17 protein-coding genes are annotated in these 16752 nt (G+C 62.0%); 13 read left to right on the top strand and 4 right to left on the bottom strand.

Features of this window, described 5'->3' with window-relative positions:
* From WD006_RS28065 to WD006_RS28035, 7 genes are all read left to right on the top strand, one after another.
* Window positions 1–937, top strand: a 937-nt coding sequence (locus WD006_RS28065) for a hypothetical protein (RefSeq protein WP_029306355.1), incomplete at its 5' end; no start/stop codon positions are given.
* The gene (locus WD006_RS28060) at window positions 934–1866 is read left to right on the top strand and encodes a hypothetical protein (RefSeq protein ID WP_141192955.1); all 933 of its coding nucleotides are present in this window, start codon (window positions 934–936) and stop codon (window positions 1864–1866) included. The genes WD006_RS28065 and WD006_RS28060, both read left to right, overlap by 4 nt.
* A 63-nt stretch (window positions 1867–1929) precedes the next feature.
* Complete coding sequence (locus WD006_RS28055) at window positions 1930–2442, top strand: DUF3304 domain-containing protein (RefSeq protein WP_029306357.1); 513 nt, start codon at window positions 1930–1932, stop codon at window positions 2440–2442.
* A 2-nt stretch (window positions 2443–2444) separates the two neighbouring features.
* Complete coding sequence (locus WD006_RS28050) at window positions 2445–3929, top strand: T6SS phospholipase effector Tle1-like catalytic domain-containing protein (RefSeq protein WP_051722927.1); 1485 nt, start codon at window positions 2445–2447, stop codon at window positions 3927–3929.
* On the top strand, window positions 3926–4555 hold the full coding sequence (locus tag WD006_RS28045; protein ID WP_141192956.1) for a hypothetical protein: 630 nt from the start codon (window positions 3926–3928) through the stop codon (window positions 4553–4555). The genes WD006_RS28050 and WD006_RS28045 overlap by 4 nt, the downstream gene beginning before the upstream one ends.
* Complete coding sequence (locus WD006_RS28040) at window positions 4525–4887, top strand: PAAR domain-containing protein (protein ID WP_338130810.1); 363 nt, start codon at window positions 4525–4527, stop codon at window positions 4885–4887. Before WD006_RS28045 ends, WD006_RS28040 begins: the two co-directional genes overlap by 31 nt.
* A 706-nt stretch (window positions 4888–5593) precedes the next feature.
* The gene (locus WD006_RS28035; protein WP_011519230.1) at window positions 5594–6217 is read left to right on the top strand and encodes a hypothetical protein; all 624 of its coding nucleotides are present in this window, start codon (window positions 5594–5596) and stop codon (window positions 6215–6217) included.
* Window positions 6218–6234: 17 nt separating this feature from the next.
* Here the strand turns inward: WD006_RS28035 and WD006_RS28030 are convergent, their stop codons facing one another.
* Window positions 6235–7236: an NAD-dependent epimerase/dehydratase family protein gene (locus WD006_RS28030; RefSeq protein ID WP_029306360.1), complete on the bottom strand. Its 1002-nt coding sequence runs from the start codon at window positions 7234–7236 to the stop codon at window positions 6235–6237.
* Window positions 7233–8435: a glycine C-acetyltransferase gene (gene kbl / locus WD006_RS28025; RefSeq protein WP_029306361.1), complete on the bottom strand. Its 1203-nt coding sequence runs from the start codon at window positions 8433–8435 to the stop codon at window positions 7233–7235. Before kbl ends, WD006_RS28030 begins: the two co-directional genes overlap by 4 nt.
* A 99-nt stretch (window positions 8436–8534) precedes the next feature.
* Between kbl and WD006_RS28020 the strand changes: the two genes are divergently transcribed.
* Window positions 8535–9140: a helix-turn-helix domain-containing protein gene (locus tag WD006_RS28020; protein ID WP_029306362.1), complete on the top strand. Its 606-nt coding sequence runs from the start codon at window positions 8535–8537 to the stop codon at window positions 9138–9140.
* Between the two features lie 336 nt (window positions 9141–9476).
* Window positions 9477–9710 (top strand): hypothetical protein, encoded by a 234-nt coding sequence (locus tag WD006_RS28015; protein ID WP_029306363.1) that lies wholly within the window; start codon window positions 9477–9479, stop codon window positions 9708–9710.
* Between the two features lie 36 nt (window positions 9711–9746).
* Here WD006_RS28015 and WD006_RS28010 read toward each other — a convergent pair whose 3' ends face one another.
* A complete protein-coding gene (locus tag WD006_RS28010; RefSeq protein WP_080711337.1) occupies window positions 9747–11102 on the bottom strand; it encodes a cytochrome-c peroxidase in 1356 nt (451 codons plus the stop codon).
* A gap of 239 nt (window positions 11103–11341) precedes the next feature.
* Between WD006_RS28010 and acpA the strand changes: the two genes are divergently transcribed.
* The 4 genes from acpA to WD006_RS27990 all read left to right on the top strand — a co-directional run bounded on the left by acpA (window position 11342) and on the right by WD006_RS27990 (window position 15701).
* On the top strand, window positions 11342–13471 hold the full coding sequence (gene acpA / locus WD006_RS28005) for an acid phosphatase (RefSeq protein WP_029306365.1): 2130 nt from the start codon (window positions 11342–11344) through the stop codon (window positions 13469–13471).
* A gap of 158 nt (window positions 13472–13629) precedes the next feature.
* Complete coding sequence (locus WD006_RS28000; RefSeq protein WP_375198991.1) at window positions 13630–15090, top strand: MFS transporter; 1461 nt, start codon at window positions 13630–13632, stop codon at window positions 15088–15090.
* 120 nt (window positions 15091–15210) lie between these two features.
* Window positions 15211–15402, top strand: a complete 192-nt coding sequence (locus WD006_RS27995; RefSeq protein ID WP_029306367.1) for a hypothetical protein — start codon at window positions 15211–15213, stop codon at window positions 15400–15402.
* Window positions 15399–15701: a PIN domain-containing protein gene (locus WD006_RS27990; protein WP_051722931.1), complete on the top strand. Its 303-nt coding sequence runs from the start codon at window positions 15399–15401 to the stop codon at window positions 15699–15701. The genes WD006_RS27995 and WD006_RS27990 overlap by 4 nt, the downstream gene beginning before the upstream one ends.
* Before the next feature lie 305 nt (window positions 15702–16006).
* On the opposite strand, the gene WD006_RS27985 is transcribed toward WD006_RS27990, so the two are convergent.
* A complete protein-coding gene (locus WD006_RS27985; protein ID WP_011519238.1) occupies window positions 16007–16726 on the bottom strand; it encodes an SDR family NAD(P)-dependent oxidoreductase in 720 nt (239 codons plus the stop codon).
* Window positions 16727–16752: the final 26 nt, after the last annotated feature.

The following is a 16752-nucleotide window of genomic DNA, read 5'->3' as shown; positions in this document are numbered from 1 at the left end:
GCCATCGCATCTGAAGGTGCTGCATGAGCGGCTACCGGAAGCCACCCGACGCCATGCATTCGGCCCCATTCATGCGTGGTGGATGCTGGACGTGAACGGCAGGCTGGTCGAACTGGCGGGCGAAAGCGAACCCGTGGCGCCCGCGTGGGACGCGTTTCCTGTGCCCGCCGAAGTGGTAACAGCGCTGCAACGCGCGGCCATGCCGGTGCAGGTACTTACGTGGCTTAAGAAGGCTCGGTTAAACCTGACCGCCACTACTTTCCGCAACGGCCAGTTGGCGGAGATCGAGCCGCTGGTACATCGGGCGATGGATTACGGCCTTGCCGGCATGGGGGACGTAGCAACGTTCGTGGTCTATGGACTGCGCTACAAGGTGGACTATGAGCAGCATCCCCACCTTCAGGCGCTGCTCACCGGCGCGGCGGCGCAGCGCCGCCCGCTGGCACAGGCGTTCCGGGACGTTGATCCCGATGTCTGGCACGAACTGGCAGAGACCGCACAGCAGCGCGTCGAGGCGCGCATGGTTAGCGCACGGCATGTGGAAATGAAAAAGACCGGGTATCTGCGTCTGCGTGCCCGAGTCGTCAATGACACGGGCGGCGTCATCGGCGGCGTGTTCTTCGATCTGTCGGTTCACCCGGATCGTCAGTACATCGGAAACATCGACGGTAGAACGTATGGCGAGACCGTGCTCGACAAGGTGGCATTGCTGTCGCCACTGCCAGGCGACAAGCTGACGCTGTTCTGGGATGAATCCCACTCCTATGCGCCAGGGCGCTACATGCGGACTCCCCGCAAGCTTGAGTTTATTGTCAAAGGGGAACTTCCCAATGATGAAAATTCCGGCTTGCTGGAAATCAGGTTTACCAAATACGGCCAATCCGTAGTGATGCACAAGGATGCGGCTGTCTTCAATCACACGAAAGGACAGAGATGACGAGACTGAAACAAGCGATGACAGCGTTGGGGCTGCTGGTGGTGATGCTGGCAGGTTGCGCGACAAATTCATCAAGAATGGATGGCGCACGTCCATCTAGCATCGATCAGGATAAGACGGTTTCTGAAATACATGCCTTTATAGTTAAAATCAGGTTAGCTGATTTTTCCAGACAGGACCGAGAAGCCCAACTGCAACAGGTTACGCCGCTAGTCGCAAGAGGCATGAAATGGGGGCTTACTAAAAAGCACAATCTTGCAGTTTATGTCATCTATGGCTTGAGATATGGACAAGACTATGACAATGAACCTGCCATTAAAAAAATACTGTCGCAGTTTCGCGAGGGGAATGATCCGCTCATTAACAAGTATATGTTGGTTGATGAAAGCGTATGGAAGAATCTAAGGCCTAAGACCGAAATATCTGGTCGACTTGATGCCCAGAAAGAGGTCGGCAATAGTGCTTACCAAATAAATACGCGGGATGATCAAGCACGAATTTTCGAGAAAAACAAGAGGCGGCGCACTGGTGTTTTTGTTGTAAATAACACAATCAAGAATATTACAACATTATCCGCCGAATCAAACTCCGGCAATCATGAGAATATTAACGGACCTATCCCATCAAAATCTAACGGCGTAGGTGGCGCTACAGCCCAGTGCTGCTACTCGCTTCCAAAAACAGGAGAAAACGTACTTGTCCGGTGGCGGGTGGCGGCCCAATCGGGACCGGAGGCAGAGAAGAAACAATGGGTTCCAATACGCGGAACCATGTCGAATGGGGCAGCCCCTTTTGATAATGTTGTCATTAAATTTCTCGATGACGACCGAGTGCAAGTCGAGTACCTCCCGTCGGAGGCGTTTGTACTGAAGGATGATCGAATTGATCGCGCGCTGATTCCATTACTCAAAGATCCGACCGCGAACTGATCACATAATGCGCAAATCCAGGCGCAAGTATCAATTAAAAATCAAGCATCAGGCAGTAAATAAATGAAAGAAAACTTTCTCATAGTCGTCATCGCCGCCATGTCTATTCTTCTGGCGGGCTGCGCGACTGGACAGCCACGCGAATGGGTGGATGCGTCGACCCGAGGCACTAACTACACCGAAGACTACATCTACAACGTCTCGATTCGAACTGCCGATGGACAACGCACAGGAATTGGCATTTCTGGGGTCAATGAATTCTCAAGAGGCGGCACCAGCGGGAGTATATGTTGCGCCTCGATTCCAGGTGTGGGCCAAACCATCAAGGTGATCTGGCACGTTGGCGGACGCCAGGAGGACGAGTCACAGTGGAGGACTTACAGCCGGGATGTCGTGGTGATTGGTGCGATGCCTAGGAACACGCAGGAGCATAGCGTTCTGCTCATTCGTTTTTTCCCTGGCCGCGAGATAGAGGCGGAGTTGCTACCCGGTGATGGGGACTTCGGTCCCGCCAACCCCCGCATGGACAGGCTGTTCTTTGCCGGTCCGCGCGTCATGCGCCACAAAGGAGAATAAGCATGCAGGACTGGTTTACAGATTGCCATAAAGCGTTTGCGCAGACGGTTCACACCCAGACCGAACTGTACGCCAAGGAATTCAATGCTTGCGCCACCTGCGAGCAGCAGCCGTGGTTTAGCTTCTTCTTCGACGGCACCGGGAACCATCTTGACGTTGATAAGCCTTTGCATAAGTTGTCCAACATCGCGAGACTGTATGAGGGTCATGTCGACAACGAGCAGCCTCTTATCGATCGCTTCTATTATCCCGGCGTCGGCACCCCGCTCAATGCGAGCGATCCGAACTGGTGGGAGACGATTCGCGACAGCAAACCGCTCGGCGGTGGTACCGGCCTGGGCGGCGATGTGCGCCTTGCAAATGCGGAGAGGGACCTCAGTCGAGCCTTAAAGGCCAACCACAAAGTCACCCGTATCGACATTGCCGTATTTGGCTTCTCGCGCGGCGCAACGCTCGCGCGTGCCTTCGTCAATCGCCTGCTTGCCAAATGCGCGATGAAGGACGGTGTGCGCCACTGGCCGTGTCCGACCGCGCGCGATGGCGTTTCCGCCCCGCTGCACGTCCGCATTCTCGGCATCTTCGACACCGTCGAATCGGTCGGCCTGCCTGCACGCAACCTGACTGACATGTGCATGTATGTCCCCAAAGAGGTAGAGCGGTGCGTTCACATCTTCTCAGGTCACGAGTTGCGTGCCTTCTTCCCGCTCACGCCGGTGCGCGGCAGTGACTCCAAGTACGAAGAGATTGCATTCCCGGGTGTGCACTCGGATATCGGCGGCGGCTACCGTCCCGATGAACAGGCCCGCACCGACTTGCTCGCCCGCATTGCGCTGAACCGCATGCGCCTGGAAGCGACCCGCAGCGGGGTTCCCTTCTCGCCGCCGACGGATCTGAAGCAAACGACCAAGGACCTCTTCGAGTACGACCAAACCGTCAAGGCCCTGTTCGATGAGTACATGAACGTCGTTGGACCGGGCAACTCGCTGGAAGACCAGGTCTTTCAGCACATGCGCCTCTTCTACGGCTGGCTGAAGGCGCGCTTTGGCCAAGCGCCCTGTGAGGTCTATCAGAACGTGTGCTCGACCAATCAGGTAATCAACGAAGAACTGCAAAAGATTCAGCAGTACCACGCCCGCATCAAGTTCGACGCCGACACGATGAATTGGCGGGCCTATCTGACCCACCTCTGGAAGACCGACCGCAGCGAATACAAGCGCACGATCGAAACGGCGGGCGGTGAGCGGGAAACGAACCGGCCGCTCTCCGACGAACAACTGCGCTACTGGAATACCTGGCTGAACCCGCCCGAACTCTCCGCCAACCTGATTCGCTTCTTCGACCAGTACGTACACGACTCGCGCGCCGGGTTCCTCAACATCGATAGCAGCGGGTACTTGCAGCCACGCCAGATCATTGATGGCTCCGTACCGCCCAAGGCAACGGCGCCGGCGTCGCCAGCGGACCAACCGGCCATGTCTGCGGCATGATGACCCAGAACCCTCAAGCTCCCTCTTCCCCTCGACCGTTCTTCTCGGAACTGCCTGCCTACGTCCTGACATATCTGGACGAGGCAGGCGATAGGTGCATTGCCTCCGAGAGCGCTACTGACGGGCGCGCGGTTCTCTGCTTTCTCTCACCGGTCGATGCGCTGATCGAGGTTGTGCAGCTTGGTCGCATCGGGCGTCAATTTCAGGTACTACCTGCGCCATTAGTGCCGCCGGACGCGTTTCTCGACCGCGACGGACGCGGTCTGATGATCGACTTGCATCTGGGTTGGCCGGTTGCCAACGGCAAGCTGCTGCTGCGCCCCGGTGGCGCTATGGCGCGCTATAGCAGAGAGATGCACCACTGGTCGCGAGCGCCCCTGCGCGTCGAGTTCGACGAGACGGTGCTGGCTGAAGTCGCACGCTTGCACGAAAGGGCCGGCCCGTTCGCATGGCGGGAAGCGCTCGATCATGTCCGCAACTGGAAACCGGATCGACTTTGCCGCGCGGCTACCCGCGCACTGGCGTCGATTGAGATGGCACGAGCCGACCTTTTCGCTTGCCGCAATGTGGCCATGTCCGATCCGGAAATGGAGCAATGGCATGTCGTGTCCTGTGCGGACGCGTAGCGGCAAACGGTCATCCAGCCCCTTACAGCAGAACCATCACAATGAAGATTCGCCACGACATCCGAGAGGGTGACTCAACAACCAAGAATGGTCGGGTCATCGCGACGCAGCGCCACGACATGATCGACGGGCGCGCCGCTGCATACGAAGGTGACCCGGTCTGGTGCCCAACGTGCAAGGCGACGGGCCGCATCGCCTGTGTGGGTGACCGCCTGCCTGAGCGCGGTCCAGACGGCCGGCAGTCCGCGCTCAGTGGTGACTTTTGCCTGTGCGAGTGCCGCCCCTTTCCAGTGCTGATCGCATCGCAAACTCGTTCTGGTGTGCGTGCATAGCCCCTGGCCCTCTTGCACGAAATCACGGTTGCGCGCTGGGGCCTACCCCAATTCACATACCCGCCTGACAATGACCCAGCATTGAAATCCTTTGCTGAAGGCGGGCGGCCTTGCGCAAGATCGGGCCTGCGACACGAATGCTCGGATTCTCGCCCTCATGCAAGGCGTTCCCGATTGACTTGCAGAAGTCCGACTCACGGCGATGGCCTGTTGTTTGAGACTCCGCGAGGACCGGTCCCATCCGCAGATCGCAAGCAGCACCGGGCAACCGGGCTGGACTTTCCCCGGGCAATATGGCATAAGACCCATTGCCCCATAACGCCTGACGCCGGCTGACTACCAGTCGAGCGCCCCCGAATAGAAAGCCAATGTCCCGCTTCCAGCGCCTCGCCGCAGTTTCCCGCCGTGCTCCGCATGGCAGGATCGCGTACGCCCGTGGAATGCAAGCTGGCATTGCCGCCACACACTTGACCGCCCCGGTCCCGCGCGCCGTGCTTTTCCTGGCCGTGCGGGCAACTCGGGACACCGGCATCCGGACCTGAGCTTTCCCGCACGGCACTTTGCATTTGGACGCCACCCCTGGCGCCGCAATTCATCGTGCATCCTGGAGAAAGCCATGACCCCCATCTACCGAAAGACCATCTGCGCCATCGTGGCCGTCGCCGCGCTCTACGTCCTGATCAATAGCTGACGGAAGAGGCGCCTCATGACACTCACGCTTGCAATGCCCTCCTGGGGGCAGGTACTGGCACGCATACTCGAACTGCGCATCGACGTCAGTTTGTCGCCCGGCGAAGTGGAGCGCGAACTCGACACGCTGCATGACCGCATCCGCCAGCCCGGTGACAAGCTGCACGATATGCCGGCGGTGCCAACCGCACTGCCGGGCGTGCGCCTGCGTTATCGCGAAGCCGATGGCGAGTATTACGTGTACGTCGAAGACACACGATATGGACGCATCGCCGGCTATACGGTGTTCAACCGTCTGATCGAGGTCAGCCGACGCACGGACCGTCTGGTACGCGCGCCCCACACAAAGCTCGGTCCGGCCTATCAGCGCTGCGGCCTGGCCACGTCCATCTACGGCTGGGCGCTGGACGGCGGTCTCTGCCTGATCAGCGGCGCGCGGCAGTCTGCCGGCGCCAATGCCTTGTGGGGGACGCTGGCCAGGCGTCACACCCGCGGCTACGTGGATCTACGCGACAAGTCGATGACCTATCTCGGCGAGTCCGTCAGCGAGACCGTGCAAGCCGATCTGCACACTCGCATGATCCTGCTGGGCCAGGGCTGGACACTCTCATCGTTCGCCGACGCCACCGGTATGCGTTGACCCCTGCGACGGCGGCTTCAAACCGCTGTCGCTACCGGGGCTACGGGGGCCAGCTCGACGGCGAGGCTCTTGCGCAGATTGTCGAGCATGTCGTCGACCATCTCCTGCAGGCCGAACCGTGGCTGCCAGCCCCAGTCCGCACGCGCCGCGCTGTCGTCGATCGAATCGGGCCAGCCCTGTGCAATCGCCTGCCGGTAGTCAGGCGCGTAGCGGACTTCAAACTCAGGCACGCGTAGCCGGATCGCCGCCGCGATTTCGGCCGGCGTGAAACTCACTGCGGCCAGGTTGTAGCTGCCACGTTCGCGCACCTGTTCGCGTGGCGCCTCCATCAGTTCCAGCGTGGCACGGATGGCATCGGGCATGTACATCATCGGTAGCCGCTCGTCTTCCTTCAGGAAGCAGGTGTAGGGCTCGCCGCGCACCGCATGGTGGAAGATGTCGACGGCATAGTCGGTCGTGCCGCCGCCCGGCGGGGTCTTGTGCGAGATCAGCCCGGGATAGCGCACGCTGCGAACGTCGACGCCATGGTTCTCGAAGTACCAGCGACACCAACCTTCCCCAGCCTGTTTCGAGATGCCGTACACGGTGGTCGGTTCCATGACCGTCTTCTGCGGCGTGTCGATGCTCGGCGTGGTGGGTCCAAACGCGGCAATCGAACTGGGCCAGAACACCCGCTCAATGCCATGGTGCCGCGCGGCTTCCAGCACGTTCAGCAGGCCTGTCATGTTCAGGTTCCAGGCCCATTGGGGCGCCTTCTCCCCCGTCGCCGACAGCGCGGCCGCCAACAGATAGATCTGCGTGATGCCGTGCCGCTCGATCACAGTCGTCAGTTCACCGCGATCCGTCACGTTGAGCATCTCGTGCGCGATATGGACGTGGCGGCCCGTCGGCACCACGTCCGACGTCACCACCTGCTCACGCCCATGGCGTTCCGCCAATGCCAGAGCCAGCTCCGATCCAAGTTGCCCGTTTGCGCCGATGATCAGGATTTTGGGCGCGGCTGTTGCGGTGGCGGTCATGGAATCAGCCCCAATTCACGGCCTGCCTGGCCAAAGGCATCGAGAGCGGACTGCAGCGTCACGGCATCGTGCACAGCGCTCATCTGCACGCGAATGCGCGCCTGTCCCTTCGGGACCACAGGATAGAAGAAACCGACTACGTACACACCGAGTTCCAGCAGTCTGTCAGCCAGCTGCTGCGCCTTTTCGGCGTCATAGACCATAATCGGCACGATCGGATGGTCGCCGGGCTTGATGTCGAAGCCAAGCTTCGCGATGCCTTCGCGGAAGAACTGGGTGTTCTGCTCCAGCCGGTCCCGCAGCTCGGTACTGCCTTCCAGGATATCGAGCACGGCAATGCTGCCGCCAACGATGGCCGGCGCCACGGTATTCGAAAAAAGATAGGGTCGGGAACGCTGGCGCAAGAGCTCGACGACTTCCTTGCGCCCGGAGGTAAAGCCGCCCGATGCGCCACCGAGCGCCTTGCCCAGCGTGCCCGTGATGATGTCGATCTTGCCGAACACCCCGCGCGCCTCGTGCGTGCCTCGCCCACGCGCGCCCATGAAGCCCGTGGCGTGGCATTCGTCAATGCCGAGCAGCGCGCCATGCTCGTCGCAGATCTTCCGGATCTCGTCCAGCCGCGCAACGGTGCCGTCCATCGAGAACACGCCATCGCTAAAGACGAGCTTGAAGCGTGCGCCATCCGCATCGGCCTGCCGCAATTGGGCGCGCAGGTCGTCCAGATCGTTGTGCCGGTAGCGAAGGCGTCGCGCCTTGGACAGGCGGATGCCGTCGATGATCGACGCGTGGTTCAGTTCATCACTGATCACGGCGTCTTCGGGGCCGAGGATGGTCTCGAACAGCCCACCGTTCGCATCGAAGGCCGAGCCATAGAGGATGGTGTCCTCGGTGCCCAGGAACCGGGCCAGACGCCCCTCCAGTTCCTTGTGCAGATCCTGCGTGCCGCAGATAAAGCGTACCGACGACAGCCCATAGCCATGCGTGCGCAGCGCCTCGTGCGCGGCTTCGATGACCTTGGGGTGCGACGACAGCCCAAGGTAATTGTTGGCGCACAGGTTGATCACCTCGCGACCGTCCGCCGTGCGGATCTTGGCGCCCTGCGGCGTGGCGATGACGCGCTCGCGCTTGTACAGGCCCGCGGCGCGGATCGAATCCAGCTCCGCGCGGATGGATGCATAAAAGGCCTCGGCACTCGACATGGCCAGACTCCCGGTGGTAGTGTCTCGGAACGCTCAATTCGATAAATCGAACGTGTTCTATATAACGAACATGTCGTGCACTATAACGAACAGATGACGATGTCGCAACCCTCCCCCGCCAAAACGCCGATGACGGCCGAGGGGCCGCCAGCCGTAGGCAGCGCGCTGCAGGCGCTTCGGCAGAGCCAGCAACTGTCCCTGGACGAGCTGTCGCGCCGCGCCGGTGTCTCCAAGTCTATGCTTTCGCAGATCGAACGGAACCTGGCGAACCCGACCGTGGCGGTGCTGTGGCGGCTGGCCAACGCGCTCGGCGTCAGCCTGACGGACTTCCTGGCACAAGGGACTGCAGCGCCACAGGCGCCCGCCATCACCGTGGTGCCACCCCATGCCACACCGGCGCTCAAGAGCCCCGATACCCGCTGCGAGCTACGCATCCTTGGTCCGATCGACATGGCGGGGCGCTTCGAATGGTATGAGCTGTCGATCCAGCCGGGCGGCGTGCTGGCGTCGGAGCCACATGAGGCAGGCACGCAGGAGCATCTGTCGGTGCTGACCGGGTCGATGACCGTCCGGTCAGGTGGCGACGAGAAGAAGCTGAAGCACGGCGATACCGCACGCTACGGCGCGGATGTGGCGCATGCCATTGGTAATCCGGGCAAAAGCGTGGCAACGGCCTTGCTGGTCGTAGTTCATCCGGGGACCTGATCCGGACATCGCGCCCGCCACGTATGTCCCTGCGCCGGCTGAGGTTTTTTGATCGGCCGTATGATCATCCGCATGCGACGGATACGCGCCTGGTGGGCACTCGACAAGCGCGTATCACATGAGTACCCGCTGAAACGTTTTGACATGTATCCGTCGTGTATCGGCCGGAACCCGTAGCGGGCGGTCCCGTCCAACCCCTTGACTGTCGACCGGCCATCACGATGCGATGCAGCGTGAACGGTTCGTGAAGATGGCTCAACATCCCGCCGAGGGCGTGCACTGCAGATGCGCCCCCGAGTCCCCAGCAACCGCTCCCCTCTCGCCAAGGAGATGACTGTGCTGAGTCCACATGAATTGGCCACGCTGATGCTGATCGGCAATGGCCCCCACACCCGCGATGACACCGCCGCGACCCATGCACGGGAAATCGATCCCGTGGATCTTGACGCCCTGATCGCCCAACGGCTCGTCGTGCTGGAGTCCATCCAGGACGATAGCGGGCGGATTGCCTGCCCGCAAATCACCGCGCACGGCATGTCGATGCTCAAAGCCGTAGGGCGTCTGAACTAACGCTTCAACCGCAGCCCCCGGGTACCTGGGCCGGCATCATCGCACCGACGCTGCTGCCGGCACCTTGTATCCATCCGTCAACGTATTCAGAAACGCGATCACGTCGCGCATTTCCCCTTCGGTCATCAAGGGCTTGCCGCCGAACGGGGCTTCCATGTTGACGTTGGCCTGATAGGGCTCGGGCAGGTCATCGAACTTCCACACCTTGCCGTCCTTGCCGCGCGGGTACCACTTCTGCGGCTTCACATCGCGTTCGGCGTAGAAGTGCAGCACCTCGTCCAGAGAATGGAATACACCATTGTGGAAAAACGCATGACGCAGTGCAACGTTGCGCAGTGACGGCGTCCGGAACAGGCCGCAATAGTCGGCACGATCCTTGAGATCGGTGCGATCCGGGCCGCAGAGCCCCAAATCGTGGAATTCTGGATCGGCATTGCCGGCAAGCTTGCGATTGCGTGGCGCACCCACGGCGATGAATCCGAAATCCGAGAAAGCCGGGAATGCGCCCTCGCGAATATCGCCCGGATGGCACGCGGCGCAGTTGCCCTTGTTCGGATCGTTGAAGACGCGCAGGCCGCGTGCCTCCTGGGGGGTCAGCTTTGCCTGCCCGCGCAGCACGGCGTCGTACTTGCTGGTATAGGGATAGAACTCCGACGGCGTCTCCTGGAACACCTCCAGGGCCATCAGCACTACATTGAACGCGGTATCGTCATCGTCAAGTACATCCTGCCCCAGCACCTTGCGGAAGGTCTCGGCATGGGGCCCCTTCCGGATCTTCTCGACCACCACGCGCGGCTCGCCATTGGCCATCTCGTGCGGCGACAGCAACGGGATGCGCGCCTGCTCGTGCGCGGAGTTCGCGCGACCATCCCAGTTGTGCCCACCGGTCGGACCCTGATCCTCGGCGTCGTTGCCGTCATTCTCGTGATAGTGGTCGGTATAGGCCGGCACGTTCTGCACGTAGCGCAGCGACGGCGCGGCACGCACGCCCGTGCGGCTCATGTCAACGCCGCCGAGTTGCACGGACAGATCATTCGGCGGCCCATAGGCGTGATCGGGGCTATGGCAACTCGCGCACGACTGCTTGCCCGACGCCGAGAGCGCCGGATCGAAGAAGAGCGCCTTGCCGAGAGCCGTCAGGGCCGGGATGTTGGGCCGACGCTCGGCCATCATCGCGTAGAACGGCTTCGGACTAGCGGGCTTCGGCGCGCTTGCCGCGCTGACGACTGCCACCGATTGCGCGGCGGCGGCCGGCGTGCCCGCAGCCGCCTCCTGCTTGCCGCAGCCCGAGGTCAGGCTGACCAGAAGCGCGATCAACAGACCGCCTGCGGCACGCAGCCACGTGATCGGCGAGGGAAACGCGGCATTCCAAAGCAGCGGCGGCAGGGTCATGACGGAACGATGACGGCAAGGATGAGGGTTGAATGGCGCAGCGAGGCTACGTCACATCCGTGACACACACGTGTCAGGTCATCGAAATGACATCAGGCACCCCACTCGCGTCGGCCGCCACCGCCGGTTTCCGCCTCATCATCAACTTGACACATACCGCATACACACTCGCGGCGCACCCAGTAGTACCCCTCTGCTTTCCAAGCATTGAATACCCACACATAAGAAAGAGGAAAACCATGAGCCGTCTCACTCGTCTGTGGCCATTGGCCGCAATCGCCGCTGCATCGCTGACCGCCTGCGGTGGCAGCGATTCCGGCACCGCCAGCACCCCCGCCGCCACCACCTCCGGCGTTGTGACTGGCAGCTACTTCGAGCACGCGAAAGTCTGTATCGACGCCAACGCCAACGCCCAGTGCGATAGCGGCGAAGCATCGACCTATACCGATGCCAAGGGCGCTTTCACGCTGACGGGCCAGGGCGCCGTGGTGGCCGAGATCAGCACGGATGCCTTCCGCAACGACGACACGGGCGCCCACAACGCCGTGACGCGCAAGCTCGTGTTCCGCGCCCCGGCCGGCGCCAATGCCGTGGTGAGCGCAATCTCGACCGAACTGGCCGCGCTGATGGACAGCAACGGCGGCAAGCTCGACGACGCACGCAATCAACTGGCTACCCGCCTGGGCGTCACCGCCGACAAACTGCTGGAAGACCACAACAAGGAAACCGACAGCAACATCAAGGCCACGCTGCAGGCCGAGATCGAGCAGGCGATCGACCTGATCGCCACGGCCGTGGCATCGGGCGGCGACATCGGCACCGCGATCCGTGATGGCGTGACCAAGCGCGTCGCGCTGCAGAACATCAAGAACGTCGTGGTGATCTACGCCGAGAACCGCGGCTTCGACAACCTCTACGGCCTGTTCCCCGGCGCCAACGGCATTCCAGGCGTGAACCCGACGGCCGTGGGTACCGTGGAACCGCAGAAGGACTTTGACGGCTCGACGCTGGCCTCGCTGCCCCCGACCTGGGGCGGCTTCACCGCCAGCGGCCAGACTGTCACGCTCCCGCAGGCCAGCACCGTGGGCTGGGCCAACAAGCCGTTCCGTATCGACGACCCGGCCGGCGTGAACGGCACGGGCGTGGTGGTGGGCCAGAACGTCATCACGCGTGACCTGGTGCACCGCTTCTATAACAACCAGATGCAGATCAACGGCGGCAAGAACGACAAGTTCACGGCGTTCTCCGACGCCGGCGGCCTGGTCATGGGCTACTACGACGGCAGCGCCATGTCGATGTGGAAGCTCGCCCAGCAGTACACGCTGGCCGACAACTTCTTCATGGGCGCGTTCGGCGGCTCGTTCCTGAACCACCAGTACCTGGTCTGCGCCTGCGCGCCGGTCTACCCGAATGCCGAAACCTCGGTGGCCTCGGGTTCGATTTCGGTCGTCGACACGGACGCCAACGGCAACTTCAAGAGCCTGTCGCTCAAGCCCACGAGCCCCGCCAGCATCCAGACCGGCACCGCCCAGTACGTGAACGACAGCACGCTGACCGCCAAGGACGGCACCGGCGTCTACTACGCGGTCAACACGATGCAGCCGCCGTACCAGCCGAGCGGCAACGCACCTGCGTCGACGGACTCGACCAAGCTGCTGGCCGACCCGACCAAGGCCACCACGCTGCCTGCCCAGACCCAGGACACGATCGCCTCGCTGCTGGACCGCCGCGGCATCAGCTGGGCCTGGTACTCGGGCGCATGGAGCGCCGTGACCGCCAATAGCGCGCTGATCTACAACAACACCACGCCGAACTTCCAGCCGCACCACCAGCCGTTCAACTACTACTCGGCCTTCAGCCCGATCGATCACGCAGACTATCGCGCGGCTCACCTGAAGGACTACGACTCGTCGTTCCTGGCTGATGCGGCAGCGGGCAAGCTGCCGGCCGTCTCGTTCTACAAGCCGCAAGGCAACCTGAACCAGCACGCCGGCTATGCCAACGTGACCGACGGCGATGCCCACATCGCCAACGTGATCGCCCAGCTTCAGAAGAGCCCGCAGTGGAACAACATGCTGATCGTGGTGACGTACGACGAGAACGGTGGCTTCTATGACCACGCACCGGTGCCTAAGGCCGACCGCTGGGGCCCGGGTACCCGTATCCCTGCCATCGTGATCTCGCCGTTCGCCAAGCGGGGCTTCGTCGATCACACGCAATACGACACCGCTTCGGTGCTGCGTTTCATCACGCACCGCTTCGCGCTGCCGACGCTGCCTGGCCTGAAGCTGCGTGACGATTCGCTGATCGCAAACGGCAAGCCGGCGATGGGCGACCTGACCAATGCGCTGACCTTCCCGGCGCAGTAAGCAGGGCGCGAAGGCATTGCCTTCGCGCTGAAAAGGGGGCGGCTCCACGAGGGGCCGCCCCCTTGTCTATTGGATGGTCGAAAGTCCGGTCGCGCCCCTTTTTCCGCCCGCGGGAACCTGCCCGGCAGGAAGAGGATCAGCACGCAAAGCACTATAGTGTGCAAAACACACCCGGAAAGGAGCCCTCCATCCCCGGCCGGCAATCCGACATTCCCGCACGCCTCGATCGCCTGCCATGGTCCGCCTGGCACTGGCGCGTCGCGATCGCGTTAGGCATCGCCTGGGTGCTGGACGGCCTCGAAGTCACGCTGGTCGGCTCGGTCGGCGCGGTGCTCGAGCGGCCGGACACACTTGCGCTCAATGCCACGCAGGTCGGCTGGTCCGGTTCGCTTTACGTGCTCGGCGCCGTGATCGGCGCGCTTGCCTTCGGCCGCATGGCTGACAGGCTCGGCCGCAAGAAGCTGTTCCTGGCCACGCTGTTCGTCTACATGGCGGCGACGCTGGCAACCGCGTTCTCCCCCAACTTCGCGTTCTTCGCGGCCTGCCGCTTCGTGACCGGGCTTGGCATCGGCGGCGAGTACGCAGCCATAAATTCGGCGATCGACGAACTGATTCCTGCCCGCGTGCGCGGCAGGGTCAATCTGGCGATCAACGGCAGTTTCTGGCTGGGTGCGGCACTCGGTGCCGGCCTGAGTCTGCTTCTTCTGGATCCACGGGTGCTGGGCCCCGTATGGGGCTGGCGCGCATGCTTCGCGCTGGGCGCGCTGCTGGCAGTGGCGATCGTGTTGATCCGGCGCCATGTGCCGGAAAGCCCGCGCTGGCTGGCCACGCACGGCCGCCATGCCGAAGCCGAGCAGGTGATCGCAGGTATCGAGGCAGCGATCACCCGACGGCACGGTCCGCTGCCCCCGGTCCATGACGCGGCGCTGGTCTACTACGGGGACAAACCCGTGCCTCCCCTGCGCGACGTCGTGCGGTTGCTGGTCCGTCGCTACCGGACACGCAGCGCCGTCACCTTCGCCCTGATGGTGGCGCAGGCCTTCTTCTACAACGCGATCTTCTTTACTTACGCCCTGGTGCTGACACGCTTCCTGGGCGTGCCGGAGGAACGCGTCGCGCTCTATATCTTTCCGTTCGCAATCGGCAACGCCTTGGGGCCCTTGTTGCTCGGCCCGCTGTTCGATCGCATCGGCCGCCGCAAGATGATTGCGCTGACCTATGTGCTCTCCGGCATCGGGCTGGCCGCCACCGGATGGGCATTCATGTCCGGCTGGCTCGACGCCAGATCGCAAGCGCTGTGCTGGTCCGCAGTGTTCTTCCTTGCCTCAGCCGCGGCCAGTTCGGCCTACCTGACCGCCAGCGAAGTCTTCCCGCTCGAAATGCGGGCGCTGGCAATCTCCGTGTTCTACGCGGTGGGCACGGGCGTCGGTGGGTTCATCGCACCCGTGCTGTTCGGGGCGTTGATCGAAACAGGTAGCCGAGGCGCCGTGGCGGTAGGCTACGCCATCGGCGCAACCCTGGTCATCGTGGCGGGGGCGATGGCCCTGAAGTACGGGGTGGATGCCGAGCGAAAGCCGCTGGAGGAAGTCGCGCCGCCATTGGGGACCGATGACGAGTGAGCGTGGCGACAGAGCATGGCGTGGGCGGGCATTTTGAGAACCGTCCCATATCGCGCAGATTTCGCAGGCTCCAGACTGGGAAGCCATGCAATTGGGCATGGGGATTACTGGAGCTACGCAATGAGATATTCCGGCCAGAACATACTTGAAACTGCAACCCCAGGACCGGTCATTGAGCGCGACGAAAGCTTGCTCGACAACGTCAAGGACATCTTTGACATGGCCGGTTGGTTTATCAATCCGACCAATGTTCCACTGACCATTGAGCGTATGAACGAGATCATCGCGGAAGCCGGAACATCTGCTCGATGATCGGACTCGACACGAATGTGCTGGTTCGATTCTTCGCTCAGGAAACTAGTGCTGAAGGACAGCTGGCACATGCGCTACTCCGTCAACTGACGCCAGAACACCCGGGCTTTGTTTCGCTGATTGCGATTACGGAACTCGCCTGGGTACTGGCTCGCTCTTACCACGCCACGCGCCGGGAGATCCAGCGCGTGGTCGAATCCCTCCTCGGTTGGCCAGCTCTGCTGATAGAGGCACATGACATCGTGCAACGCGCGGCGCACCGGTTCGCGAAGGTTTCGTGCGATTTGCCGACTGCCTGATTGAACGTGCGGGCAACGAATTCGGCTGCAGCGTCACTCTGACCTTTGACAAGGTGGCCGCCCGAGATCAAGGGTTCGTGTTGCTATCAGCAAGATAAAGGGAAGTCCGAACTGCTCTATCCTGTTCGATCACTGAGAGCGATGCCTTTGGCTAAGAAGCAGTTTCAAAATGAAGCGAAGCGGTTCTGGCTAGGCGGGGGCAGCAGACAGCACAAGTAGTAAGGCAAGGCCCCGCAACGACGCCAGGATCTTTTTGAAACGGCTTCTAACTGCCCTATTCCCAGTGAAATCGTCCGAGACCCAGATCAACTCAACCCATCCAGCACCATATGCTGCCCATGAACCGCTTCTGCCGCATCAGAGGCCAGGAACGCCACCGCCCGTGCCGCGGCGCCGGTCGATACCCAGCGCGTATGGTCGACCGAGGGCATGGCCTGACGATTGGCCGGGGTATCGAGGATACTCGGGGCGACGCTGTTCACGTTGATGCCTGCACCCCTTACCTCATGCGACAGGCTTTCCACGAGCCGTTGCAGCGCGCTCTTGGATGCCGCATAGGCCGCCATCGTCGCCGCGCCGGCCATGGCACCACGCGCCGACACCGCAACGACTTTGCCGTGCCTCTGGAACAGCATGGCGGGAATGAAGTGGCTGGTGACCGCAACGAACGACCACGCATTCAGGTCCATCATCCGCATCCACGATTCCCGGCTCATGGCGTGAGTGGCCTCGCCCATTTCAAAGCCGCCGGCCACATGCACCAGTACGTCTACCGTACCGAAGGCGTCGAGGATTGCCGCCGCAACCGGTGCCATCGCGGTGTCCGACGTGACATCGGCCGCGTGAAGCAGCGTGCCGCCGTGATCGGGCTCGGGATGAGCGAATACGCTTTGCAAGTGCTGCAGGTCCCGGTCGATCAGCGCCAATCTGGCACCCTCGGCGGCGAAGCGGCTGGCCACTGCACGGCCTAGCGCGCCGGCGGCTCCGGTGATGACGACATGACGACGGGCAGCGGTCGAGTCCATGAAACGCTCCAAGGTGAGGGTTCTTA

It is taken from the genome of Cupriavidus sp. Met-2, assembly GCF_049843575.1.
GTDB classification, from domain to species: Bacteria; Pseudomonadota; Gammaproteobacteria; order Burkholderiales; family Burkholderiaceae; genus Cupriavidus; species Cupriavidus metallidurans.
The sequence above is the reverse complement of the archived record's forward strand: the minus strand, read 5'-3'. Positions and strand labels throughout refer to the sequence as shown.